Genomic DNA, 26,159 nt, shown 5'->3' with positions numbered 1-26,159 from the left:
ATGAAAACAAAACAATCATTGGGAGCAATGTTGGGTACAGCATTTCTTGGTGTTGCTGCCTCTGTACAAGCACAAACGCCTAATTTTAAAGTGATTCCCGAATTGCCAAAAGAACGTGATACCATACAATTTGTATATGACGCCCGTAAGACAAACCTGAAAGATGCGCAGTCCATTTCGGGTACCCTGACGGGATACCAGGATTTTCGTTGGGTGCAGAATACCTTAAAGTTTACCAAAAAAGATTCCATTTGGACGGCGAGTTATATTGTTCCGGAGAAGATGGCGCTGGTCAATTTTGCGTTTCAGGCAGATACGCTTTATGATCGGGGGGGCGATCTAACCTATTCTTATTTGATTTCTGGAAAAGACGGGAAACAGGTCTCGGGTGGTATGATCGGATGGGGCATGTTACGCACACCGGATATTGTTCCGGGGACTCCTTTCGTAGTGGATAAATCCGCCTATAAAACCGATGAGATATTGATCATGTGGGCCAAATATGAGTTGCAAGGACATCCTGAAAATAGATTTAAAGTATTATATCCTGTCGCCAATGCCTTGAAGCATATCAATACAGCTGAATCGCTGTCAAAACTCCAAAATGAGCTGAATGCCCTGCAGTCCATGCCTAATGTGAAAGAAGAGGATTTATTGCAGGTATTTAGGGTATATAAAGAGGTGCTGAACGATACGATGAAAACAAATGAGCTGGAACAAAAGATCCGTCTACAATATCCGCAGGGACAATATGTCAAGGATCAGCAACGATTGGCAGATTTTAATCTTATTCAAAAAGCAAAAACGGATGACGAGCGATTGAAAGCCGCAATGGACTTTGTGGATAAGCACCCTTATCGTGAATCGGAAGTTGCCTTTAACGAGGCACATCGGATCAGTCATATCAGTGCTTATTGGACGATTTCTGTCTATACCAGTATGAAGAATGATTTTGAAATGTATAAAAAATATGTGTCAAAAGCTGAACCTTACATGTCTTTGGCAAATGTCATCTACAGGAGTATTTCCGTTCCTTACATTTCACAGAACTCAAAAACAGCCAAAGAAATTTTGCCCTATACCCGCGTTGTACTGGATCGCTTGAATTATTATAAGGATAATTTTCAGGGCGACGAATATAGCCAGCTGTATTATGCTAATGCCGCTTTGTTTGCCAAAATATTGGCAGATAATGCACTTTTTGATGAGGCATTTGTTTACGCTACTGCTGCTAAAAGTGAGAAAGGCTTTGAAGATGCTAGCTTAAATGACACATTCACGCGCATATTAAAAGCACAGGGTAAGAAAAAGGAATTGAAAGAAAGCCTCGAAGCTAGTTATCGGGTCAATCAGAGCTCGCCGTATATGTTGGATTTAATGAAAGAGATCTACATTGCCGAAAAAGGAAATGATAAGGGATATATTGATTATCTGTCCGGTCTTAAGGATGCCAACCTTCAGGGCGAATTAAAGAATAAGGTTCTTCAGCAATTGGTCAATAAAAATGCACCGGCATTTCAATTAAAAGATCAATTTGGAAATACAGTGACATTAGAACAGCAAAAGGGAAAGATCGTTATTCTTGATTTTTGGGCCTCCTGGTGTGCACCTTGCAAGGCCGCTTTTCCAGGAATGAAAATAGCTGTCGAACACTTTAAAAATGACCCCAATGTTGTCTTTTATTTTGTAGATACACAAGAAAAGCGCCCGGACGCAAAGGAATATGTTGCTAATTACGTAAAAGAAAATAATTATCCATTCACCGTCTTGCTCGATACAGAAAGCAGTGTGTCAAAAAGTTTTGGCGTAGGCGCAATCCCGCATAAAATAGTTGTCGATAAAAACGGCAAAATTCGATTCTCTGAAGTGGGGTATATGGGAAGCGCTTCGGAGCTATCCGATGAAATTATTGAAATGGTCAGTGTGTTAAAATCAGGAAAATAAAAGAATAAACAATTTATAAGGATGAAAATGAACAAAATTGCGATTGCGTTAACTTCGGTTTTTTTATTTGCTGTGGGGCAGCTATCCGCGCAAAATATTAAAAGCAAAGATGTTGTTTTTAAATCAAAAGCAGACAGTATTACCATAGGGGCGACTATTTCGTCGCCGGAAAAGGCCGGTAAATACCCCGCAATAATTATTGCTTCGGGGACAGGAGCGCAGGATCGTGATGGGACCATGGGCGGTACCAAGATGTTTGCGCGTATTGCCAATTATCTGACGCCAAAAGGATACATTGTCCTGCGGATGGATGACCGTGGTATAGGTAAAACCACGGGCGAATACCGCTATGCAACGACAGCGGATTTTGCACTGGATGTATTGGGCGCGGTGGAATTTTTGAAAGCCGAAAAGAATGTTGACCTCAATCATATCGGTCTGCTAGGACATAGCGAAGGGGGAGCAGTTATTTCTATAGCGGCTTCCAAAAGTAAAGATGTGACATTTTTAGTGAGTTTGGCTGGCCTGGCTTCAAATGGTCTGGAGTCGCTATTTGTGCAAAATGAAAATTTGGTCAATAACTCCCCCTTACCAGAAGTCGACAAAAAAAGGTCCAATGAAATCAATCGCCTGATGTTTGCGACTGCTTTTCAATATGCTACCTCTGATAGTCTGGAAAGTAAGTTAAATGCTGTATACAATTACTGGAAGCAAAAAGATGATAGCTATTTTAAGACACTCGGTATTGAATTTGATCACTTCCGTTTTCCGATCTGGTCTTATGTGCAATATGCGATCGGCCCCTGGTACCGTTATTTTGTAAAATATGAGCCGCAGCTTTTTTTAGGTAACGTGGAAGTACCGATCTTGGCGATCAATGGGAGTAAAGACGTTTTTGTAGATCCGGTAAATTTAGATTATTGGAAGCAATATAGCCGATCGGGGCAGCAGGGAAAGGTAACGACGCTACTATTGCCAAATGTAAACCATTTGTTGCAGCCTTGTAAGGAATGTACGCCATCAGAATATAGCAAACTTGGTGACATACCCGACAGTACATTGGATTCAATTGTAAAATGGCTGGGTCAAACGGTTAAATAATCATGCAGAAGGTTATTTTTATCATATTCTTCTTGGGTGCGCTAGGAAATAGTGTCTCGGCTCAACAGGTGGACAATATCAAATCGCTCGATAGAATTATTGAATCCATCAACAAGAAAGATGCGGATGCACTGCTTTCAATGATGGCTGATACTGCAACGATCGGTAATCTTCCCAAGCTGAATAATGCTATTGCGGTGCCGGATATACTGAAAAAATTTTCGGCGATTAATACGTTTAAAGTTATCCATCGAAATCAACAGAATAATGGCGATGAATTGATTCAAGTAGAAGTCACTTATCACGATGGAAAACCGGGGAAGCCTACTTTTTTGTTCAATAAACAGGGGCAGATCGTTAATCTGGGCATTATTAAGGGAAGATTGAAAGGTGATCCTGAAAAAGCATTGTCCGACGCCCTGACTCGTTCGCGGTTGCCTGATACATTAAGCATTCCCTTTCGATTGGTGAATGGTCTGATCTACATCGAATCGACACTGAATGGCACTAAGGGCTGCTTCCAGTTTGATAGCGGTGCGCCGGTAATTATCTTGCGGAAGAAATTTGTGGATGCGGATAAGATTAGGCCGGATGTATCTGTCGATTTCTTTGGTGTTGGCGGGCAAATGGACGGTGTCGTCTGGTCGGCGGACAATAGTTTGGCAATCGGAGCACTAGTGCTGGACAATTTTGAAGCTCCGGTTTCGAATATGGCTGACATGGCTCTCGAAGACGGTACGCCAATTTTTGGATTACTTGGAATAGGTTTGCTCAAGGATTATCAGTTCACTTTGGATTATGCCCAGCAGTTATTACTGCTGGAGCGGATAGACAATAGCGGTGAGCTACTCGCGAAGGAAATTCTGAAAGGTAAATTAATGGGGCGTTTTCCGTTGCGGATGAAGAGACATATTCCAATAGTGGATATCGCGTTTGGAACAAAAACATACCCAATGGGGATAGATTGTGGGGCAAATGCCAACGTGTTGAAGAAATCGCTTGATACAACACTGAAACCCTTTATTGATTACGAAGAGGGCGAGGTGGACATCAATGGTGTAAATGGTACCAGCAAAGGAAACCGTATCGCTTATCTGATGCGGGGAAAATTGGGCGGACTTCCCTTGCAGGATATGTACACGGTGATCACAGATCAATCTATAGGTGGAGGCATAGGCCATGATGCGCTGCCCATTGATGGGCTGTTGGGTACCCCATTTTTAAATCAGTACAAAATGACGCTAAATTTTAAGAAAAATACAATCAGTTTTTATTGATGCCATAAAAAAGCGAAAAGGGGCTCTTTTCCCTAATAGAAAGCATCTTTTTAACTTTTAAAATACCTGAAACGCAGGTAACTTTACGTGTATATTATAAGGACAGCGAAGAGGGACGTCATCCGGCAGGAGGATTGTCCCTTTTCTTTTGTCCGTTATTTTCCTTTCAGATTTATCCGATTTAAGTCATAATGATGGCATACGTCTTTTTACCAACTTGATGGATCTTCCTGTCTTTCGAGGCGAAAACATGGATTTTATATTTGTACGCATAAAAAATTAAGGAAAATATATGAATTTAAAGAGCAGTCTAAATACTGTTGTAGGTTTAGGAATACTCGTCAGTGTTTTTTCGTGTCAGAGCAAAGGAACGCCGGCAGCAAACCCTTCAGCCCCGGAAGTATCGGTACATCAGGTTCAACTTGGAAACGGAATTTCCAAAAATACATACTCGGCCTCTATTGAAGGGATCACAAATGTAGAAGTGAGGCCGCAGACATCGGGTTATTTAAGTAAGATCTTTGTCGATGAAGGTGCCTATGTACATGCGGGACAGGCGCTCTTTAAAATTGATGATCGACCTTTTGTAGAACAATACAAAACTGCCAAGGCTGCTGTACATGTCGCGGAAGCAAATTTGAAAAATCTTAAAATTGATCTCGACCGCAAGGTCGAGCTTGTGGACAATAAAATTGTATCTGACCTACAGGTCACCCAGGCCAAAGCTTCGTATGAAGCATCGCTTGCGAGCCTCGAACAGGCCCGGGCGACAATGAATGCGGCTAAAATAAACGTTGACTTTTGCCTGGTAAAAGCTCCGGTATCGGGTTATATCGGCCGTATTCCTTATCGCTTGGGAAGTCTGGTAAATGCCGCTTCGGTAGAACCGCTGACCTTGCTGACGGATATCAATCAGGTGTATGCTTATTTCAGCATGAGTGAGGCTGATTTTGTGAATTTTCAGGATAAAAAAAATAGTTCATCGGACAGAGACTCGGTAGACCTGATCTTATCGAATGGAAAAAAATATACACAAAAAGGTGTCATTGATGCGGTGACGGGACAGTTTGATAAAAATACGGGATCGATATCGATTCGGGCGCGCTTTGCCAATCCAAATAGGCAGTTGCGGGCCGGGAATACGGGCCGGATCGAGATGACTGCAGCGCTGGACGATGTCCTGCTTGTTCCGATAAAAGCAACATTGGCTGTGCAGGATAAAATTTATACTTATAAACTGGATAAAGACAATAAGGCTGAACAGGTGGAACTGCAGATCGCGGGAAAAACCACCGAAGAGTATTATGTCAAGTCCGGATTGCAGGCCGGAGACCGTGTGATCACAGGTGGTCTGGGTTTTGTGCGGCCAGGTGCTGTCGTAAAACCTAAAAAGTAAGTTATATCTATCGACGCAGCACAATTTGCTGGGTCTTATTTATCAAAATATTATGCTGAAGAAAATAATAAAACGGCCGGTACTCGCGACCGTTATATCAATACTATTGGTTATTTTGGGCGTGGTGGCGATGACCTCCTTGCCGATCACCAAATTCCCCGAAATCGCGCCGCCCACGGTGACGGTGATGGCGACATATCCCGGAGCGAGTGCAGAGGTTATCTCAAAATCAGTGGCTCCGCCGTTGGAAAATGCGATCAATGGGGTAGAAAATATGGACTACCTGACTTCAACGGCTAGTAATGACGGAAGTTTGATGGTCAGCGTTGTCTTTAAGCTCGGTACAGATCCGGATCAGGCTGCGGTAAACGTGCAGAATAGGGTCTCCCAGGCCACGAGTATGTTACCAGCTGAGGTCAATCAAATTGGTGTGACGACCATGAAGCGGCAGAATAGTATGGTGGCCATGGTGACTTTGTATGCCGATAAAAAGGGGATTGATGAGCTCTTTTTGGAGAATTATGCCAAAATCAATATTGTTCCCGAGTTAAAACGTATCACCGGTGTGGGGGACGCACAGGTATTTGGCAACAAGGATTATTCGATGCGTATATGGCTGGATCCGCAACGCATGGCTGCTTATGATATCAGCCCCGAAGAGATTACAGCAGCCATACAGGCACAAAATAAGGAGGCAGCGCCGGGCAAATTTGGCGAAAGCTCCAAGGAGGCGATCGAATACACCATTCGCTATCAGGGAAAGTATACCGAACCGGAACAGTATGAGCATATTATTCTGCGGGCCAATAACAACGGTTCGTCTTTATTGCTCAAAGATGTTGCCCGGGTGGAATTTGGCTCTTATACCAATACCGTAACCACAAGTTTTGACAACAAGCCTGCGGTCATGGTCGCTTTGTATCAGACCGCAGGATCGAATGCAAATGCGGTGGAAATTGCGATGAATGAGCGTCTGAAAGAATTATCAGCGTCGTTTCCTCCCGGATTAAAATATAAAGTTCCGTATAGTTCAAAAGAGTCCTTGGATCAATCGATAAAGCAGGTGTTGAGCACCCTCCTGGAAGCATTCATCCTGGTATTTATTGTGGTATTTATCTTCCTGCAGGATTTTCGGTCAACCTTGATACCAGCTATTGCAGTACCGGTGTCTATTGTCGGAACCTTTTTCTTTATGCAGGTATTTGGCTTTTCGATCAATTTATTGACCTTATTTGCGCTGGTGCTCGCCATTGGTATTGTGGTGGATGATGCCATTGTGGTGGTTGAGGCTGTACATGCCAAAATGGAGAAAAAGAAGCTGAATGCTCGTTCGGCAACGATGTCTGCCATGAGTGAGATCACTGGCGCCATCATTTCGATTACTTTGGTCATGTCTGCCGTCTTTATACCTGTCGCTTTTATGGATGGTCCTACCGGGGTATTCTACCAGCAGTTTGCATTGACATTGGCCATGGCGATCTTGATATCTGCAATCAATGCATTGACATTAAGTCCGGCGCTCTGTGCAATCCTGCTAAAATCTCACGACCATCACCAGGATGTAAAGGTTTCTTTCAAACAGCGTTTCTTTGCTGGATTCAATGCCGGATTTGATAAGTTGACCAATCGGTATGCCAAGTCCATTATCTTTTTGATCAAAAAGAAATCAGTAGCCTTCGCTGGTCTGATACTCTTTATTGGTCTTTTTGTCTATGCCTTTCGGTCAACGCCAACGGGTTTTATTCCGGATGAAGACCAGAGTTTCTTGATGGTACTGGCAAATGACCCTCCGGGAGCTTCCCTGGACCGGACAAGCAAACACCTTAAGCAAGCTGAAAACTTGTTGAAGGATCATCCTGCAATCGAAAGTATCATCAATATATCAGGGCTCAATATGATGAGTTTCAGTACGTCTTCATCTGCCGGAGCGATCATGCTGCGCCTGAAGCCCTTGAAGGAGCGGGGGGAAGTACGGGATATCAATCAATTGATCGGCCAGTTTCAAGGGATATTAGCCCAACAGGATGAAACGACATTTTTAGTGGCCGGGATGCCTACTGTGCCGGGATTTGGAAATACCTCGGGGCTTGAAGTCGTTTTACAGGATCGTAATTCGGGTACTTTACAAGCTTTTAATGACGTATCGAATTCATTTGTGGGCAGTCTGATGCAGCGCCCAGAAATAGCTTTTGCGTTCACAACCTTTAATGCCTCTTTTCCGCAGTATGAGATGAAAGTGAATGAAGGGCTGGCAAAACAGCTCAGCCTCAATGTGAGCGATGTATTGGCGGCGATGCAAGCCTACTACGGCAGCATGCAGGCCTCTGATTTTAATCGTTTTGGGAAATATTATCGGGTGGTGCTACAATCCGAACCTGGATTCCGGGCTGATCCAAAGTCGATCGAGACCATCAGCATCAAGAACAAATTGGGACAGATGGTGCCCTTGAAGAGCGTGGTTGATCTAAAGCCGGTATCGGGGCCTGAAAATGTGGAACACTTTAACCTTTTCAATGCCATTAATCTCACCATCATGACAGCTCCGGGCTATAGCACAGGACAGGCCATGGCGGCAATTGAAGAGGTGGGTAAATCTTCCCTGCCGCAGGGATATACCGTCGATTGGAAGGGAATGGCACGCGAGGAGCGGGGAGCCTCGGGACAGACGGCGGCAATCTTTGGACTGTGTATCGTATTTGTGTATTTCTTGTTATCAGCGCAATACGAAAGTTATATTTTACCGTTTGCCGTACTGTTGGCAATTCCTGTGGGGTTACTGGGGGTATTCTGGGGAATATCCATCGGTGGGCTATCCAACAACATCTATGTACAGGTGGCCTTGGTCATGCTGATCGGGCTATTGGCCAAGAATGCAATTTTGATCGTGGAATTTGCCTTGCAAAGGCGCAAAGCCGGAAAACCATTGGCAGCAGCAGCTATCGAGGGTGCAAAAGCGCGTTTGCGGCCTATCCTAATGACTTCCCTTGCATTTATAGCGGGCTTGATCCCACTCTTGACGGCGATAGGGCCTTCAGCTATCGGTAACCATTCGATCGGATATGCGGCGGTCTTCGGCATGTTGGCCGGAACAGTACTCGGGGTCTTTTTTACACCGATCCTATTTGTCGTGTTCCAATATGTACAGGAACGGGTAAGCGGTAAAGCGATTGATCCAAAAGATTGGGAATATGAAGAACAGCTGTTGCAGGAACAGCATTAAAAAAGTTCATAAATTAGTAAGAATATGATAATGAGATCAAAAAATATTTTTTCGTGGGGACTAGCGTTGGGTCTATTGACCATGATCGGATGCCAAACGAATAAAGAAATTCCAAAATTGCAAAAGGAACAGCTGCCAACAGAATTTTTAAATAGGAGCGCGTCCTTAGCAACTGATACAAGTGCAAACCTTGCGGAGCTTTCTTACCGCGATTTCTTTAGCGACGAACAATTGATTGCCTTGATCGACAGTGGCTTGCAGCGTAATAATAATATGCTTGTTGCAGTCAAACAAATTGAATCTGCCCAAGAAACATTGAAGCAGATGAAGTGGGGCTATCTTCCGACGGCCGACCTGTCTATCGGCGCTGCTTCCATCAACAGACCATCCAACAATAGTATGAATGGTATGATGGCCAGCCAGTTTATGGGCAAATCGTATATGGAAGACTATTCCTCCACACTGTCAATATCCTGGGAGGCGGATATCTGGGGTAAGATCAAAAATCAGAAGGCGGGAGCATTAGCGGCGTACTTGTCACAAAAGGAAGCCGCTAATGCGGTGCGAACAGGATTGATCGCGGGCATAGCCCAAGGCTATTATAACCTGTTATTGTTCGATCAGCAAAAGATCATTAGCCAGCAGAACTTGGCCATTATAGATAGTACATTACACATCACCAAAGTGCAGCAGCGTCTTGGGCTGAGCAATTCGCTGGCGGTGCAACAAATGGAAAATAGCCGCGACAATTTGCTGAAATCTATCCGTATCATAGCAGAAAATACGGCTATTCAGGAAAATGCACTGTCTGCGCTTGTCGGAAAATTACCGGCTTTGCAAACGGGCAGGGGAAGCCTGCTGGCGCTGAAAGAACGCACCGTATTCGGTACCGGCGTGCCGGCGGCAATGTTGAGCAGAAGGCCAGATATCAAGGCAGCTGAATATGCTTTCTTACAGACGGTATCGGATGTTAAGGTCAGTCGGGCCAATATGTATCCTGCGCTACGGATCACGGCACAAGGCGGATTAAACTCGTTTACGTCAAGCAATTGGTTCAATATTCCCGGATCTTTGTTTGGGATGGTATCTGGATCATTGACACAGCCTTTGCTGCAAGGAAGAAGGCTGAAAACTGCGCTCAACCAAGCTGTCATCCGCTCCGAACAGGCCGAACTACAGTTTAAAGAAGCGGTGCTGCAGGCAGCAAGTGAAGTGTCTACCACGATGGAACAAATTGCTTCCCTTCAAGATCAACAACGCTATAATGACCAATTGGTCGAACGTAATCGACAGCTGATCCAACAGGCAAAAATTTTATTTAAGAATGATATGGCAACCTACCTGGAGGTGCTCGCAGCGCAGCAGAGCAAACTGCAGGCGGAGCTCGATCAGATGCAGGTGAAAAGCAAAATGTTATATGCAGAGGTAGCACTTTATAAAGCTCTGGGTGGGGGGCTGAACTAACAAGGCCCTCCAAAATCAGTGGATTTTAACACTATAATTATGGTTGCAACGAAAGATTTTATACTACGGGCCATCGAGGATTCGAAACCGGTATTTCTGAATCAGGGCTTTCAAAAAGCGAAAGTAGTGGATATTTTGACGTCGACAAAAATCTCCAAAGCAAAATTCTTTCGGTATTTTGGAGGTATGATAGGTATCATGGAATTGACAATCTACCATGAGCTATCGCAGTGCTATCGTTTGATTGCGCTGAAAATTCAACATACAAAAAATAGGGAAGAACTGTTGGGAAATATCATTGCGATGCGAAAAAAACTTGTTGCCGGAAATCCCATCCTGAAACAATATTTTGCAACAAAAGACTTTTTTTCCACACGTTTGGAGCCGTTGAAGAAAGCAATCAAACAAAATGAAGGTGACTTGTTGCAGGGCTTTTTGGAAAAATATTTTTTTTCTGAGCCGGACATCACGTATTTTAAGTATTGTATCACGAAAGACAGCTGAGATGGTCAAAGAAATAACAAAGCTCTCGTTTAAAGATTATCTATCGGAAAAAGCGATGGATAACAGGTTTTATCAAGGTCTGATTATGTATCGGTCCACAAAAGCCGAAATTCAGCATTATTTATGCCGTCGGCCCATCCGCATTGATCATTTGGGCATATGTTTGATACGGAAAGGAAGATTAAAATTATCACTTAATTTTGTCGATCATATACTTGAAGCTGACACCATGTATTTTTTGTCGCCCATGGTCGTTATGCAGGTGATGGAGAGTTCGGACGATATCGAGATGTACACGCTGTTTACGGAGTTTGATTTTTTTCAAAAAATAGGACTTCCTGTTTACAAAGTCTATTCCATGGAGAAATTGGGGCATGAGAATGACACGATCCTTCACCTTGATAAAAGCGATTCAAACCGCTTTTATGAATATTTGATGAATCTAGAATATCAGAATACGGCGCCGCAGGAGGCGCTATTCCGCCTGGAAATCATCAAAATGACGCTGATGCTACTTTTCTATGAGATCAGCGCCAAGGTGAGTAACAACCTAGAGCGGACACGCGCCGGATTTGAGCGCAAAAATAGGATGGTGATGGAGTTTTTGAACCTGGCATCCCTTCATTTTAAAACCAATCGGTCGGTACAGTATTATGCCGACCGGTTGTTTATCTCGAGAAAACATCTGACCCGTATTGTGAAAGATGTAACTGGCTTTGGCCCAAAGGCCATCCTCGAGGAAATTGTGATTTCTGAGGCCGTTATTTTAATGAATGTATCCAGTATGTCGGTAAAGGATGTGATGCAGGAACTTAATTTTTCGGATTTTGGTACATTTAGCAAATTTTTTAAAGGCCATCTTGGGCAATCCCCCTTGGTATACCGCAGTCACAAAAATGAATAACTTATAGGTACAGTTGGGAATCATCGGATTTAATATTAGCACTGAAGTTATTTTGTTTTTCTAAGTATCAGCGTGTTTGTAGAAGATGGAATTTCGTAACGATTGAGTTTATCTTTCTTGATCCCTTCAATTTCATAACCACTTTCCGGATTGACGTTTAGTAAAAAATTAGGCACCATAGCCGATTGACTTGTATCAAAATTTAACACCACACTTTTATCCGTTTGATTGTATGTCAGTGTTTCGATTTCTCCGGCATCAGTCGTCAGCCATAAATTTTCTTTTGCCAAGAAAATGCGGCCTTTGGAAGCTGTTTTTATGCCCACTTCGATGTTGCTTTTAGCTACTTTGAGATTTCCGCTGAATGCCAGCCAGCCAAATTCGGGATGTTCCAGGATATAAGTGCCTGAATTGACAGCATAACCATAAAACCCGGTCCCGTAATCACCCGATATACCATCGTTAGCTAATGTCGAAGGATAGGAGTGGAATGCTGCAGGACCAAAGCCATCTGTGGTGACATTGGCCAATGCGCCCATCATACCGGCGTGGCCTACACGAAGGAGGTAGAAATCATCCGGATGGTCCCGGTATTCGGTTAATACCGGGATCGCATTTAAAGCTGAACCATAATGATGAAGCTGACGTTCGATTCGGGATAATTTACCGCCATAGACAAAATCCCAGTAGCGACGGGCACTACCGTTGTATCCCCAATGCGGCACGGTAGGCATATATGCTAGAATGGCATTTAAGGTAACCCGGGTTTTGTCGTCAAAACCAAAGTAGCGAGACCATAAGTAGACTTCTTCCTGACCGGTTGAATCCCAGGGCATTTCACTCCCGAATGGATAATCAAGGCTTTTCCAGTGTTCGGCACGTTTACGCATCACAGCTTCCAATTGATTAGCTTGATCTGTGAAACCCTCACGACGCAGATCCTGGAGGACAAGCAAAAATATGCTGCCTTCCATCTGTCCGAACTGTGCATAATAAGGTGCTTTTTCGATCATCGCCATGCTGGTTTGAAAAGCACGGTCTAAATAGATATCCCAGCTTTCTTCTTGTATCAGATTGCGGTAGTTGCGAGCGAGTCGATACATGACCCAATGTGCTGCCGCAACATGGGGATAATTGTAGGAGCGGCCGATGTTATCGGCTTCTTTTTTAGGCCATGCCGACCAGGTCTTCCAGTTGATATCCGTTCGGTAGGTGCCTGCTGGCATAGTATCCGGTTCGTAGTAAAATAAGCTCTTGACCACCCCATATTTTTGACTGCCTTCCCTGTGCTGGATATGACCATACATCGTTTCATTGACAAAACGTTTTAATTTGCTGATCTCAGCAGGATTGGGTTGTAAGACCTGTTTCATGATAGCTGCCAGCCAACTTGCTGCTCCGGCTTCATCGCTCAGACCGGCATACCAGGCGCGCTGTTCTTGGGTAACGAGTTTTTTTTCTTCGTAATCGTAGGTGATAACAGATGGTGACCGGCCAAAAAGATCTTTGTCATTCTCGTACCACTGTGTGGTTGTCAGGAAATTTCCAAGATCATTGACCACATCTCTTTCGGCTTTGATGACTTTATACTGAATCGTTTGTTCGATACCATCCTGATAGGTAATGGTCAATCTCGCCCGGCCCCATTGCTGTCCCTTTATCTCATACTGATGCCATTTGTGCGGAGTGTCTTTCAGCTTGGAAACGGTTAAAGCACCTTCAGGGTAAACAGCTATATTTTTTATTGCTTTGTGGTATTTGACAAATAGTTTGACCGGACTATCCAAAGGAACAACATAGCCCGGAGCTCCGATTGCTACAGGTCTGTCGTTTTTTAAAAGCGTGCTTTCAATTTCTCTTATACTCGGTGCCAGTGCAAATCTGAGGGCAACTATTTTGGACTCATTGGGTTTTAATAGGGTTGAAGTCGCCATGTTCCATTGTTCTACTCCCTTCCACTCGGTTTCGGCAAGTGCCTTGCTGTGGATCATCCATTCATGAAAACCTTCGAACGTGATACTTTTTGGTGTCGGGTCACTATTCAGGGGATTGTATGCTTCGAATCCAGCATTGATATAGGGCAAGACTAATAGGCTCGGTCCGTTTCCATGTAAATGGTTGACTTGCATATAACCTGCATCTTTACCGATATAGGGGTCGAAAAAAACATTTTGTGCATGTGCTTGGTTCAGGTTTTTCCAATCCATATTGTTATTGAATGGAAGGGGTATTCCCAATGATCCGATTTCAATTGCCTGATCGGTAGGATTTGTTAGCTGAAATTTTAGGATCAGATCGCCCCCAGCATTCTCCCAGCTGCGCTTGACTTTTAGGGGAATGTCGCCTAATGTCGGCGTGATGTCCGCGGCAGCTAAGATCGTTTTAGAAGGGGACAATTCGATTACCTTCTTGCGGTCTTTGGCTGAAGAATAATACGACCAATGCGTTTCTCCCTGACGTTTGAGACCGACGTTGATGTCGCCGATATGAAAGAAATTGTTGCGGTCCCGTTTTGCTAACATTTCCACAGGCGTATAGTCGAAAGCAGCATCACCATTTAGTGGCTGAAAGGCTGATAAAGTCTGTGAGTTATTGAGCACCTTTATTTTTAATTTAGCTAAAGCAAAGCTTTTGGATCCCTGATCGATACCCAGAGTCGCAGGCTGGCTTTTGGTAGCTTTCCATACGGGATGCTCATCCTGTTGGCTGAATACGGGATTGGTCTGCTGGACATAAAATAAAGTAATCAGGATGTAGTAACTATTCTTTAAATTCATATTGTCAGGTTTATAAATTTATTGTTCTGTATGGATCGGAAAGTAAACCGGTACAAATTTGATTTATTGAGCGCTCTTTTAATTGCCAGATTTTAACCTAATACAGTACGTTTTTGATATTTCCACTGAACGAGTTGTTTTGTAAACATCTAAATGTTAAATTTAGTGTATAAATGACGTTTATTAAAAATCATTTTAACCTTAAACGATTCTAATTTATGAAACCAATTCAATACCAAGTACCTATTCCCAAAGATAGGACCGTTTTTATTCAGGAGGATTTGTTGGATAAGTTTTATCCTTATATGCATCGTCACGAGGAGTACCAGTTAATTTGGATCAAGGAGGGGACGGGACAGCTATTGGTCGATGATAATGTACATCATTTTGAACGCGGCGATATTTTCCTTTTAGGCTCTAACCAGGCGCATGTTTTTAAAAATGATTTTATGGACGGATTTGTTCAGTCCGTTTCTGTCTTTTTTAATTTAAAAGGAACATTGTCCGGGATCTTGAATTTGCCTGAATTAAGTATGCTGCTGGATTTTATTGATAAAAATGGACGCGGCTTTAAAGTTCCTAAAACACATCTGCCACAAGTCAGCAGGAGAATAGAGGCGCTCAAAAATTCGGATAGTCTAGGTCAGCTTGTTAGTTTTTTTTATCTGTTAAAGTCATTAAATCGACTTTCATTGAATCTTAAGCCCCTTTCGGGGGTTACTGCCGCTGATTTTGTCACAGGTGGTTCGTTTCGAATTGCGACCTTATGTAATTTTCTCGAAAATAATTACAAGGAGAATATCGGTCTCAATGAGATCGCCGAAAAGGCTAATTTGACTCCGCAGGCCTTCTGTCGTTATTTCAAGAAAAGTACGGGCAAAACGTTCATTTCTTATTTGAATGAATTGCGGGTAAGAGAGGCCTGCCGTTTACTTGGCGGAAAAGACTACGACTGCATTTCGATCGTTGCTTATAACGCCGGTTTCAATAGTGTTACCAATTTCAACCGGGTTTTTCGAAGTATCTTAGGAATCTCACCCAAAATGTATGTTGCTAATTATAGGAATTTACTTTACGGGTAGGTCTAAATGTTAATATCCAATAAGTAATTATTAAAACTCGGTTAGTATACTTCTTTTATAGTTGGTTTCTTTGATAAAAGAAAATATTTAAACTAATTAAGTAAAAACCAACTATGGCTGAATTAAATTGGAAGGGTGTTTACCCAGCAGTACTGACTCCCTTTAAAGAGAATGGTGAGATTGACTTTGACATGTTTGCTAAGAATACGGAAGCACAGATCAAAGCAGGGGTGCATGGTATTATCATCGCGGGATCATTGGGTGATGCCGCCGTACTTGATACCGATGAAAAGTTTGAACTATTGACTTTCGCACGTCAGCTAATTGCAGGTCGGATCCCGGTGATACTGAATATTGCAGAAAATACAACTAAAAATGCGGTTAATTTTGCCATTAAAGCAAAAGAACTGGGTGCGGATGGTTTAATGTTATTGCCTCCAATGCGTTATCGGGCCGACGACCGTGAAGTGGTCACTTATTTTAAAGCAGTAGCGCATGCGACGGACTTGCCCATTTTGATTTACAACAATCCAGTGGATTATTCGGTTTTTGTGTCAACGGATATGTTCGATGAACTGAAAGACTGTCCCACGATTGTTGCGGTGAAAGAGTCCACGCGCGATCTGACAAATATCACCCGGATGAAAAACAAATTTGGCGATAGATTTCACATTTTAGGTGGGGTGGATACAATCTCACTGGAATCCTTGGTCGTTGGAGCCGATGGCTGGGTTTTTGGTTTGGTCGATGCATTTCCGAATGAAACTGTTGCCATGTATAATCATGCGGTGAATGGTGATTATGAGAAGGCATTGGAAATATACCGCTGGTTTATGCCGTTATTGGAACTGGATATCCATCCAAAGCTTATTCAATATATTAAGTTGGCTGCAACGGCAGAAGGAATAAGCACGCCGCATTTACGTGCCCCTAGACTACCATTGGTGGGTGAAGAGGCTGAACGGATCAATCAGGTTATTGCTGACGGGATTGCCAGTCGTCCTCAGTTAAATTAAGAGCTGCAGATTAAACAGAAATAAGATACTGTAGGCGATTGGTGGATACTGTTCGCCTACAGCTCGTTTTTTAAAAAAAATCCGAAATAGAATGAATCAACCACAAGAATTTTTAGATGACCGGGTTTGTATGGCGGTCGAGGCATTTCAATTTTTGAAATCCACGACGATTGCTGTGCGTGCTGCATTTATGCATGCTGTTGCTGATAAAATTGAGGGATTAGGCCCTGAATTGTTAGACACTGCCCATGCGGAGACGGCACTTCCTTTAGCCCGGCTCACAGGAGAGAAAGCGCGTACGGTAGGGCAGTGGCGCAGTTATGCCAATGCGGTAGCCTTAGGTATCTATACCGAAGCCCGCATTGATTTGCCAAATAGTGAAACAGGTAAAAGTGATATTCGGAAGTTTAATTTGGGGATAGGGCCAGTAGTGGTATTTGGAGCGAGTAATTTCCCATTTGCCTTTTCAACAGCTGGCGGTGATACGGCGAGTGCGATCGGCGCAGGATGTCCGGTAATTGTTAAAGGACATTCCGGGCATACCCGAACGTCGACTATGATGGCTGATGCGATCGCCGCGGTTATCAAAGATTATGGCTGGCCGGAAGGGGTCTTTAGCCATATTCTAGGGGATAATGTCATAGGAACAGATACGAAGATAGGGGCCTATCTGACTGCTCACCCAAGAGTTAAAGCGGTCGGATTTACCGGATCATACTGGGGGGGAAAAGCCTTGTTTGATATTGCTAATCAGCGCGAAGAACCGATCCCCGTGTTTGCCGAGATGGGTAGCGTAAATCCGGTGTTTGCCTTTTCACAGCTGTTAGAGGATCGCGCTGAAGCACTGGCCAAGGAATATGCGGCTTCGTTGACCTTGGGTGTAGGACAGTTCTGTACCAATCCCGGGGTATTTATAGCGGTAAAAGGCGATGGTCTGGAGCGTTTCAAAAAAGCGCTGGCATCGGCCATCCTTGCTACTGCACCGGCTACAATGCTAAATACGGGCATCTATGCGCATTTTGAAAAAAATAAAGCGACTTTAAGCGGACAGGCTGAGGTGAGCATGCTCGCAGAATCAAGTGTGGAAGCCGTCCAAGGGCAGGGCCGTCCCAGAATCATCAGTACCTCAGCACACAATTTTTTAAAAAACCAGGTATTGAGCGAAGAAGTATTTGGCCCTTTTGCTGTCCTGGTGGAAGCTGAAAATGCGGAGGAAGTACTGGCAATTGCGCGACAGCTCAAAGGACAGCTAACCATTACCATTGCAGCGACAAACGAAGATGTGCGGGTACATCAGGAGATTTTCAATGTGGTGAAAGATAAAGCGGGACGGCTGCTGTTTAATGGTATGCCAACCGGGGTAGAGGTGGTCTATGCCATGCAGCATGGCGGCCCTTTTCCTTCCTGTACGGATCCGCGATTTACCTCTGTCGGACCGGATGCGGTGAAGCGTTTTGTACGCCCCTTAGCTTTTCAGAATTGGCCTGATGAATTCCTGCCAGTAGAGTTGAAAAATGAAAATGCATTGGGCATCGTACGTATCGTAAATGGTAGTGCGACAAAAGCAAGTATTTAAGACATTTTTGTATAGCAACTGATGAAGAAAACATTTTTTTGTATCGACTCCCACACCTGTGGATGTCCGGTGAGGTTGGTCGCAGGAGGAGCACCGGTGCTGCAAGGGCATTCGATGATGGAACGCCGGCTACATTTTATAAAAGAATATGACTGGATTCGTAAAGGATTGATGTTTGAGCCGCGTGGACATGATATGATGAGCGGGAGTATGCTTTATCCGCCTATAGACCCCAACAACGATACCGGCGTACTTTATATTGAGACGAGTGGATGTCTTCCGATGTGTGGCCACGGGACGATCGGTACGGTGACCATTGCCATCGAAGAGGGGCTGGTAAGACCTAAAGTACCTGGAAAGCTCCGTCTGGAGACACCCGCAGGCTTGATTCTGATTGATTATGTACAAGATGGGCCAAAGGTTAAAACCGTGAAACTCACAAATGTCAAGTCTTTTCTTTACAAAGAAGGGCTTAGCGTCGTATGCCCGGATTTGGGGGAGATTATCGTCGACGTTGCCTATGGCGGAAATTTCTACGCCATCGTTGACCCTCAGAAAAATTTTAGGGACATCAGTGATTTTTCGGCGAGCCAGCTCATTCATTACGGGAAAATTATTCGCCGCTTACTCAATGAGAAAACGGACTTTATTCATCCCGAAGATGAAAATATATATGGTCTTAGCCATATTCAATGGACCGGAAAACCAACTAAGGCAAATTCCACGGGAAGAAATGCGGTGTTGGTAGGTGAAAATGCATTGGATAGGTCTCCTTGCGGTACGGGAACTTCTGCGCGCATGGCACAATGGTATGCCAAAGGAAAGTTGAAAAAGGGAGAGGAATTTGTTCATGAGAGTTACATCGGTTCGCAATTCGTCGGTCGTATCGAAGAAGAAACGACTACAATAACGGGCCAGCCAGCAATTATTCCTTCGGTAGAGGGATGGGCAAGAATTACGGGTTACAGTCAGATCATTATTGATGACGAAGACCCGTATAAAGAAGGATTTCAGGTTATGTAATTATTATTAAAATAGCAAAAAACGTGTCAACACAGCATAAAGGAAAAGTGGCTATCATAGGAGCGGGTATCGCAGGATTGTCCACCGCTTATTATCTCTTACAGGATGGTTGGGAGGTTCAGATTTTGGAGAAAGGTGACGGGCTGGACAATTGTTCCTATGGAAATGCAGGAATGATCGTTCCCAGCCATTTTACCCCATTGGCCGCACCGGGCATCGTGGCACAGGGAGTAAAATGGATGTTGAACAGTAAAAGCCCGTTTTACGTCAGACCCACATTGAATCTCTCATTGATCGACTGGGGACTGAAGTTCCTGAAACATGCCAATGAAAAACATGTAAATCGAAATGCAGCAGCGATACGTGATCTGAATCTTGCGAGCAGCCGCTCATATGATGAACTGGCCCGGCAGGAGGGGTTTGATTTTGAGCTTAGGCAAAACGGTATTATGATGCTCTACAAGTCCGGTCATGTCGAGCAGGAAGAAATTGAACTCGCAGAAAAAGCCCAAAACCTGGGACTGGATGTAGAAATTTTTGATCAGGCAGGCATTCAGGCTTTGGAGCCTAATTTACGAATGGATACGATCGGCGGTATTTTATACAAATGCGACGGTATCTTGTATCCACCCAAACTAATGAAAATATTGACAGACTACCTGCTTGCCCATGGGGTACAGATCAACTATCAGACAGAAGTGACAGGGTTCAGGTTTTCAGGCAAAAGGGTATCCGAAATAGGTACGTCAAAAGGAGCATTTCATGCTGATGAAATTGTCGTAACCGGGGGAGCATCGCTACCGGCATTAGCGTCGAAGCTGCATTTAGAGTTGCCTTTAATGCCCGGAAAGGGGTATTCTTTCATGTATAATACAACGGGCAATAACCAGATGATCCATGCCGCTTTGCTCTTGGAGGCTCGCGTAGCGGTGACGCCAATGAATAATCAGATTCGCTTTAGTGGAACTATGGAATTAGGTCCGGCAAATGATAAGATATACAGCAATCGCGTCAAAGGTATCGTCGAATCTATCCCTAAATATTTCCCGGATCTACAGGTCGATTATCCGCAGGATATCTGGTTTGGCTACAGGCCGTGTTCACCGGATGGACTTCCTTATTTGGGCAGGACTTCCAAATATAGCAATGTCAGCATCGCGGGGGCAGGGGGGATGATGGGTTTGAGTCTGGGACCTGCTTATGGAAAAGCGATTACGGCTTTACTGTCCGACAAAGCCACCGAAACGGATATTAGGGGCTTTAGTCCGGATCGGTTTCAATAGACAAAAATAAATCAAATGATGAAGAAAAACCACAATAACCCTAACCCAAAGAAATTTATAGTCATAGGCGTGCTTTGTATGGCTTCTTCGCTAACAGATGCCCAAGAGATGGATTTGTATCAACACACAACACCCATTGAGCCTTATATCATTCAATACCGCCATGATCTGCAGGCTGTTAATTACTTTTATGGTCCTATGCCCAAAAACTGGGGGTTTCAGCAGTCAGCGGCCTCCCCCGAGCAGATCAATAGACTGATTAAAGTAGATGATGACTATTTGGCTAAATTGAAAAGTTTTGATTATAAGCGGCTGAATACCAGTGGTCAGGTCGATTACGTGCTATTGAACCAAAAAGTGCTGCGGCATAAAGTGGAGCTCAAAGAGACATCCGCTTTATATAATCGGTTGCAGCTTTACTTACCGTTTGCGGACAATATCCTTCAATTTGAACAGAAGCGTCGCAGGGGTGCCGCGGTCGTGGGAAAGGACGTGGCGGTAATATTTGAAAAAACCACAGATCAGGTCGAGGCGGCGATCCAAAATCTAACAAATGTATCATCGATCGAATCTGCCGATGTCAATTTTTTGGTCAATATGGTAGAGTCATTGCGAACCCGTTTGGAAAGCGCATTTGATTTCTATAATGGATATGATCCGATGTTTACCTGGTGGGTGCCCAAATCTTATGAAAGTTTAAACGAAAAATTAAATCAATATAAAAGTGCTTTGCAGGCCAGGAGCAATTGGAAAGTCTTTAATGATGGCAGTAATATTGGCGGACAGCCGATCGGAAAAACTGCGCTTGACAAAAAGCTGCGCGAAGAAATGATTGCTTACGATGCGGATGAACTCTTGCGTATCGCAGATCAGGAATGGGAATGGTGTGTCGCAGAGTTATTAAAAGCTTCCCGTGAGATGGGATTCGGAGACGATTGGAAAGCAGCTCAAGAAAAGGTTAAAAATACCTATGTACCGGAAGGACAGCAGCCCGGTCTGATCAATCAGTTATATGATCGAGCCCAAACATTTATCAAGCAGCATAAGCTCATCACGATTCCTGAACTGGCAGATGAAACCTGGGGGATGATCATGATGACTCCTGAGCGGCAATTGGTTAATCCATTTTTTACGGGAGGACGGGAGATCAGTATTTCTTATCCAACCAATACCATGACCTATGACCAGAAAATGATGAGCATGCGCGGTAACAATCCATACTTTTCTTTGGGTACGGTGCAGCATGAACTCAATCCGGGACATCATTTACAGTATTTTATGAATAAAAGATATAAGCCCTATCGGGAGCAGAATTTCAATACACCATTCTGGACCGAAGGCTGGACCTTATATTGGGAGTTACTGTTGTATAGAATGGGTTTTGCCAAGACACCGGAAGAACGTATCGGGATGTTATTTTGGCGAATGCATCGTTGTGCGCGGATTACTTTCAGCATTAAATTTCATTTGGGCGAATGGACACCGCAACAGTGTATAGACTACTTAGTCAACAAGGTCGGCCATGAACCCGCAAATGCACATGGAGAGGTGAAGCGATCTTTTGAAGGTTCTTATGATCCTTTATATCAATTGGCTTATTTGATCGGTGGCCTACAGCTGTTGAGTATCAGTGATGAATTGGTCGGGTCGGGGAAAATGTCTTACGCGGAATTTCATGACCGGGTCATCAAGGAAAATTACTTACCCATGGAGATGGTCAGGGCGACATTGACAAACCAAAAGCTTGAACCTAACCATCAAGCGAAATGGAAATTTTATAATTTTAAATAAGTGTGATCCAACCCTAAATTATGAGTAATCAGGAAAATAGTCAAGATTTCAAAAAGTCATTGGGTTTATTGGACGCAACGATGCTTGTTGCCGGAAGCATGATCGGCTCGGGGATCTTTATTGTATCGTCGGATATCGCCCGAAATACGGGTTCTGCCGGCTTGCTGATGGTGGTGTGGTTGATCTGCGGATTTATGACGCTGGCTGCTGCCTTGAGTTATGGTGAGCTCAGTGCCATGTTTCCGAAAGCCGGTGGTCAGTATGTTTATCTCAAAGAAGCCTATGGACCGGTGGTCAGCTTTACGTTTGGCTGGACTTTTTTTGCCGTTATCCAGACGGCTACGATTGCAGCCGTAGGGGTAGCTTTCGCTAAGTTTACAGCTTATTTATTTCCGGTACTGGATGAAGATGTTTATTTGCTGGTGATAGGAGACTATCATATTTCATCTGCTCAGGTGTTGGCTATTGCTGTTATTTTGCTGCTCACCTTTATTAATACCGGTGGTGTAAAGAATGGTAAGACAGTACAGACCGTGCTGACACTGATCAAAATACTAAGTTTGGTGCTGCTGGTCATCTTCGGCTTTGCGGCTTTCGATCCGGAGGTCTGGAATCAAAACTGGTCTGCAGCGCGTATGTGGAATCTACAGCGATTAAATGTGGATGGATCGACAGTGGATTATACTACCTTCGGTGCATTTGGTGCGATGTCTGCAGCACTTGTGGGGGCATTATTCAGCAGCGATTCCTGGCATTCATCTTCTGCGGTAGCGGGCGAAATCAAGAATCCACAACGCAATATTGGTTTGAGTTTAGCCTTGGGTACCCTGATCGTGACGGTGATCTATATTTTGACCAATGTGATGTATACCGGTGTGTTGATGATCGAACAGATGTCCAGTGCACCTAAAGATCGCGTGGCTATGCTCGTGGCGCAAGAAATTTTCGGTCCCGTTGGAATCGCCATCTTGGCGATCATGATTATGGTCAGCACTTTTGGCTGTAATAACGGACTGATTCTGGCTGGTGCAAGGATCTATTACTCCATGGCTAAGGATGGTTTGTTTTTTAAGAAGACAGCGACCCTAAATAAGAATGCAGTACCGGCTTACGCCTTGTGGTTACAGGCGCTCATTGCATCGATATGGTGTCTGACAGGTAAGTATGGTGATCTGCTGGATATGATTACCTGCGTGGTAGTTATGTTCTATGTTTTGTGCATCATCGGCATCTTTTGGCTAAGATATAAACGACCGGATGTACCGCGGCCTTATAAAGCTTTTGGCTATCCTTTTATTCCGGCCGTCTATATTTTGATGGGGATCTCGTTTATTGTTTTGTTGGTCATCTATAAACCGCAATTTACCTGGCCGGGCATTATTATCACACTTTTGGGGATTCCGTTATATTATTTTGTGAAACAAAAAGAAGCGAAGACATAAACCTACTTATTTTTAATCTTGCCTAGTTGCAATAGGAGGCAAAACAACACATAGGATTTAAAGAATAACAGATATGAAGTTAACATTTACAGCTGTTTTATTGATGATATTTCAGCTTACGACAATGGCACAGGGGACATTGGCGGACTATAAACGTGCCAAAGAGATCAGAAGTTCATTTGGCAAGGTATATCAGGTACCACAGCAGATTATCTGGTCTGAAAAAGGAGATAGTTTTTGTTATTGGGTGAATCAGAAAGACAGCAAAAGGAGCCTATATCTGGTGGATGCGCTCAACAGAAAAAAAATAGCTACCGATGTTGCCCAGATTGAAAAACAGTTATCCGCTCAGCTGGGTAAAGAAGTGAAATTAGGTGTTTTGTGGGGAAGGGATCTGAAAGTGCTGTCGGCAAACGAAGTTGAGTTTACGGAAGACAACGTGGTGTGGAAGTGGAATGGGGAAGAAAATAAGCTGAGCAGATTGCGTGATATGCCTACAACTGGTGGTACTGACCGTCGATCGGGTGGATATTGGGGAGCACGCTGGGACGATAGCAAAGGTGAACCGACAGATTCGCCCGATAAGGTCTATACGGCTTATATTAAAAATAGCAATGTATATATCCGCAAAAAAGAGGATTCAAAAAGTGAGCGCCAGTTGACCTTTGATGGAAGTCCCGGGGAGTACTATAGCGCCCGTATCCAATGGTCCAATGATTCAAAAAAATTGGCTGCTTCAAAAGTGAGGAAGGCTGAAATCAGACAGTTGACTTTATTGGAGTCTTCGCCGACCGATCAATTGCAGCCAAAATTACAGACCAGAGACTATAATAAACCCGGAGATGCGCTGTCGCAATACTATCCGACCATTATTGATGTCATCGGGGGGCGGGTGATAACGGTAGATCCTGCTCAGGTAGCCAATCAATTTTCACTTTCTGCACTTGTATGGAAAGCGGATAACAGTGGAATCACATTTGAATATAACCAACGTGGTCATCAACGGTACGATGTGATGGAATTGAGTGCTATGGACGGAAAAACCAGAACTGTTATTTCAGAACGTAGTGCGACATTTATTGATTATAGCGGAAAGAAATACCGGAATGATCTCAAAAAAACAGCGGATATCATTTGGGCGTCGGAACGTGACGGATGGAATCATCTGTATCTGTTTGATGCAAAAACAGGTGCATTGAAACAGCAGATCACAAAAGGAAATTGGGTGGTGCGCAAAGTTGTCAACGTCGATGAAGATAACAAAAAGATTATTTTTGAGGCGAGTGGCATGCATAAGGAAGAGGATCCCTATCTTATCCGTTATTATGCAATTGGTTTTGATGGCAAGGGTTTGAAAGAACTTACTCCGGAAGCAGCCAATCATCAGGCAACATTTAATGCGGACCATTCTTTATTTGTCGATCTATATTCCCGGGTTGACCAGGCTCCGCAGGCCGTATTACGTCGGGTAGCCGACGGACAGATCGTCATGAATCTGGAACAGGCGGATATTTCGGAGCTGGAGGCTACGGGATGGCGTAAACCTGAAGTATTTAAGTCCTTGGCCAGAGATGGTAAAACTGATATCTGGGGCATTATCGTCCGGCCACGAAATTTCGACCCGAACAAAAAATATCCGGTGATTGAGTATATCTATGCCGGTCCACATAGCGCCTTTGTTCCGAAATCATTTTCAGCTAATCCGGCAGGACTTGCTGAGCTTGCTGAACTGGGCTTTATCGTGGTGCAAATCGACGGAATGGGAACGTCCAATCGTTCAAAGGCTTTTCAGGATGTCGCCTGGAAAAATCTGAAAGATGCGGGTTTCCCTGACCGTATTGCATGGATGAAGGCTGCTGCGATTAGATATCCGTCTATGGACATCGAAAAAGTCGGTATTTATGGTACTTCTGCCGGAGGACAGTCATCTGCCGGAGCGCTCTTGTTTCATCCTGAATTTTATAAGGTAGGGGTTTCATCCTGTGGCTGTCATGACAATCGTATGGACAAAATATGGTGGAATGAACAATGGATGGGCTGGCCGATCGGGCCTGAATATGCGGCGTGTTCTAACATTGAAAATGCGTATAGATTAGAAGGAAAGTTGCTGTTGATCGTAGGGGAGCTGGATGATAATGTGGACCCTGCATCGACCTACCAGTTTGTCAACCAGTTGATCAAACATGGTAAGGATCACGACTTCATTATGGTTCCGGGAATGGGGCATGCCTCTGGCGGTGATTTTGGAGAAAAGAAACGTCGCGATTATTTCGTGAAACACTTACTCGGGGTAGAACCTCCGGCCTGGAATACTTATTAGCGAACAAAAATCGAGCTTGCGAGCTCATAATTGATGATA

Annotated in this window: 17 protein-coding genes; 16 read left to right on the top strand and 1 reads right to left on the bottom strand. The window is 43.9% G+C overall.

What is annotated here, in order from left to right; translation table 11 throughout:
* The 8 genes from B4G94_RS24815 to B4G94_RS24780 all read left to right on the top strand — a co-directional run bounded on the left by B4G94_RS24815 (position 1) and on the right by B4G94_RS24780 (position 11,810).
* Positions 1-1,944, top strand: coding sequence for a TlpA family protein disulfide reductase (locus B4G94_RS24815; RefSeq protein ID WP_286862782.1), 1,944 nt, complete (start codon positions 1-3; stop codon positions 1,942-1,944).
* Between the two features lie 21 nt (positions 1,945-1,965).
* Positions 1,966-3,045, top strand: coding sequence for an alpha/beta hydrolase family protein (locus B4G94_RS24810; RefSeq protein WP_286862780.1), 1,080 nt, complete (start codon positions 1,966-1,968; stop codon positions 3,043-3,045).
* Positions 3,046-3,047: 2 nt separating this feature from the next.
* Positions 3,048-4,322: a pepsin/retropepsin-like aspartic protease family protein gene (locus tag B4G94_RS24805; protein ID WP_286862778.1), complete on the top strand. Its 1,275-nt coding sequence runs from the start codon at positions 3,048-3,050 to the stop codon at positions 4,320-4,322.
* 292 nt (positions 4,323-4,614) lie between these two features.
* Positions 4,615-5,718 carry an efflux RND transporter periplasmic adaptor subunit gene (locus B4G94_RS24800; RefSeq protein ID WP_165306147.1) on the top strand — a complete coding sequence of 368 codons (1,104 nt, stop codon included), beginning with the start codon at positions 4,615-4,617 and terminating at the stop codon, positions 5,716-5,718.
* A gap of 52 nt (positions 5,719-5,770) precedes the next feature.
* Positions 5,771-8,938 carry an efflux RND transporter permease subunit gene (locus B4G94_RS24795; RefSeq protein ID WP_165306148.1) on the top strand — a complete coding sequence of 1,056 codons (3,168 nt, stop codon included), beginning with the start codon at positions 5,771-5,773 and terminating at the stop codon, positions 8,936-8,938.
* 30 nt (positions 8,939-8,968) lie between these two features.
* Positions 8,969-10,402, top strand: a complete 1,434-nt coding sequence (locus B4G94_RS24790) for an efflux transporter outer membrane subunit (protein WP_286862774.1) — start codon at positions 8,969-8,971, stop codon at positions 10,400-10,402.
* A gap of 39 nt (positions 10,403-10,441) precedes the next feature.
* On the top strand, positions 10,442-10,906 hold the full coding sequence (locus B4G94_RS24785) for a hypothetical protein (protein ID WP_108632526.1): 465 nt from the start codon (positions 10,442-10,444) through the stop codon (positions 10,904-10,906).
* Between the two features lies 1 nt (position 10,907).
* Positions 10,908-11,810: an AraC family transcriptional regulator gene (locus tag B4G94_RS24780; RefSeq protein ID WP_286862772.1), complete on the top strand. Its 903-nt coding sequence runs from the start codon at positions 10,908-10,910 to the stop codon at positions 11,808-11,810.
* Positions 11,811-11,857: 47 nt separating this feature from the next.
* Here the strand turns inward: B4G94_RS24780 and B4G94_RS24775 are convergent, their stop codons facing one another.
* Positions 11,858-14,587: a DUF5695 domain-containing protein gene (locus B4G94_RS24775; RefSeq protein ID WP_286862770.1), complete on the bottom strand. Its 2,730-nt coding sequence runs from the start codon at positions 14,585-14,587 to the stop codon at positions 11,858-11,860.
* A gap of 218 nt (positions 14,588-14,805) precedes the next feature.
* On the opposite strand from B4G94_RS24775, the gene B4G94_RS24770 reads away from it, so the two are divergent.
* The 8 genes from B4G94_RS24770 (at position 14,806) to B4G94_RS24735 (ending at position 26,120) form a co-directional block, all read left to right on the top strand.
* On the top strand, positions 14,806-15,669 hold the full coding sequence (locus B4G94_RS24770; protein ID WP_286862768.1) for an AraC family transcriptional regulator: 864 nt from the start codon (positions 14,806-14,808) through the stop codon (positions 15,667-15,669).
* Positions 15,670-15,782: 113 nt separating this feature from the next.
* Positions 15,783-16,685, top strand: a complete 903-nt coding sequence (locus B4G94_RS24765) for a dihydrodipicolinate synthase family protein (RefSeq protein WP_108632522.1) — start codon at positions 15,783-15,785, stop codon at positions 16,683-16,685.
* A 91-nt stretch (positions 16,686-16,776) separates the two neighbouring features.
* Positions 16,777-18,261 carry an aldehyde dehydrogenase (NADP(+)) gene (locus tag B4G94_RS24760; RefSeq protein WP_286862767.1) on the top strand — a complete coding sequence of 495 codons (1,485 nt, stop codon included), beginning with the start codon at positions 16,777-16,779 and terminating at the stop codon, positions 18,259-18,261.
* A gap of 21 nt (positions 18,262-18,282) precedes the next feature.
* Entirely contained in the window at positions 18,283-19,284 is a 1,002-nt protein-coding gene (locus B4G94_RS24755) for a 4-hydroxyproline epimerase (protein WP_108632520.1), read from the top strand.
* Between the two features lie 23 nt (positions 19,285-19,307).
* Positions 19,308-20,567: an NAD(P)/FAD-dependent oxidoreductase gene (locus B4G94_RS24750; RefSeq protein WP_286862765.1), complete on the top strand. Its 1,260-nt coding sequence runs from the start codon at positions 19,308-19,310 to the stop codon at positions 20,565-20,567.
* 15 nt (positions 20,568-20,582) lie between these two features.
* Entirely contained in the window at positions 20,583-22,358 is a 1,776-nt protein-coding gene (locus tag B4G94_RS24745) for a DUF885 family protein (protein ID WP_286862763.1), read from the top strand.
* A 20-nt stretch (positions 22,359-22,378) separates the two neighbouring features.
* On the top strand, positions 22,379-23,800 hold the full coding sequence (locus tag B4G94_RS24740) for an APC family permease (RefSeq protein WP_286862761.1): 1,422 nt from the start codon (positions 22,379-22,381) through the stop codon (positions 23,798-23,800).
* Between the two features lie 73 nt (positions 23,801-23,873).
* Positions 23,874-26,120: a S9 family peptidase gene (locus B4G94_RS24735; RefSeq protein WP_286862759.1), complete on the top strand. Its 2,247-nt coding sequence runs from the start codon at positions 23,874-23,876 to the stop codon at positions 26,118-26,120.
* The last annotated feature ends 39 nt before the right edge of the window (positions 26,121-26,159 follow it).

Source organism: Sphingobacterium sp. UBA7625 (genome assembly GCF_002484085.1).
GTDB lineage: Bacteria > Bacteroidota > Bacteroidia > Sphingobacteriales > Sphingobacteriaceae > Sphingobacterium > Sphingobacterium athyrii.
This window is presented reverse-complemented; position numbering and strand designations above follow the sequence as displayed.

Excerpts from the sequence above, each read along its gene's own strand:
- B4G94_RS24815 (WP_286862782.1), top strand. The coding sequence starts at position 1 with ATGAAAACAAAACAATCATTGGGAGCAATGTTGGGTACAGCATTTCTT.
- B4G94_RS24810 (WP_286862780.1), top strand. The coding sequence starts at position 1,966 with ATGAAAATGAACAAAATTGCGATTGCGTTAACTTCGGTTTTTTTATTT.
- B4G94_RS24805 (WP_286862778.1), top strand. The coding sequence starts at position 3,048 with ATGCAGAAGGTTATTTTTATCATATTCTTCTTGGGTGCGCTAGGAAAT.
- B4G94_RS24800 (WP_165306147.1), top strand. The coding sequence starts at position 4,615 with ATGAATTTAAAGAGCAGTCTAAATACTGTTGTAGGTTTAGGAATACTC.
- B4G94_RS24795 (WP_165306148.1), top strand. The coding sequence starts at position 5,771 with ATGCTGAAGAAAATAATAAAACGGCCGGTACTCGCGACCGTTATATCA.
- B4G94_RS24790 (WP_286862774.1), top strand. The coding sequence starts at position 8,969 with ATGAGATCAAAAAATATTTTTTCGTGGGGACTAGCGTTGGGTCTATTG.
- B4G94_RS24785 (WP_108632526.1), top strand. The coding sequence starts at position 10,442 with ATGGTTGCAACGAAAGATTTTATACTACGGGCCATCGAGGATTCGAAA.
- B4G94_RS24780 (WP_286862772.1), top strand. The coding sequence starts at position 10,908 with ATGGTCAAAGAAATAACAAAGCTCTCGTTTAAAGATTATCTATCGGAA.
- B4G94_RS24775 (WP_286862770.1), bottom strand. The coding sequence starts at position 14,587 with ATGAATTTAAAGAATAGTTACTACATCCTGATTACTTTATTTTATGTC.
- B4G94_RS24770 (WP_286862768.1), top strand. The coding sequence starts at position 14,806 with ATGAAACCAATTCAATACCAAGTACCTATTCCCAAAGATAGGACCGTT.
- B4G94_RS24765 (WP_108632522.1), top strand. The coding sequence starts at position 15,783 with ATGGCTGAATTAAATTGGAAGGGTGTTTACCCAGCAGTACTGACTCCC.
- B4G94_RS24760 (WP_286862767.1), top strand. The coding sequence starts at position 16,777 with ATGAATCAACCACAAGAATTTTTAGATGACCGGGTTTGTATGGCGGTC.
- B4G94_RS24755 (WP_108632520.1), top strand. The coding sequence starts at position 18,283 with ATGAAGAAAACATTTTTTTGTATCGACTCCCACACCTGTGGATGTCCG.
- B4G94_RS24745 (WP_286862763.1), top strand. The coding sequence starts at position 20,583 with ATGATGAAGAAAAACCACAATAACCCTAACCCAAAGAAATTTATAGTC.
- B4G94_RS24740 (WP_286862761.1), top strand. The coding sequence starts at position 22,379 with ATGAGTAATCAGGAAAATAGTCAAGATTTCAAAAAGTCATTGGGTTTA.
- B4G94_RS24735 (WP_286862759.1), top strand. The coding sequence starts at position 23,874 with ATGAAGTTAACATTTACAGCTGTTTTATTGATGATATTTCAGCTTACG.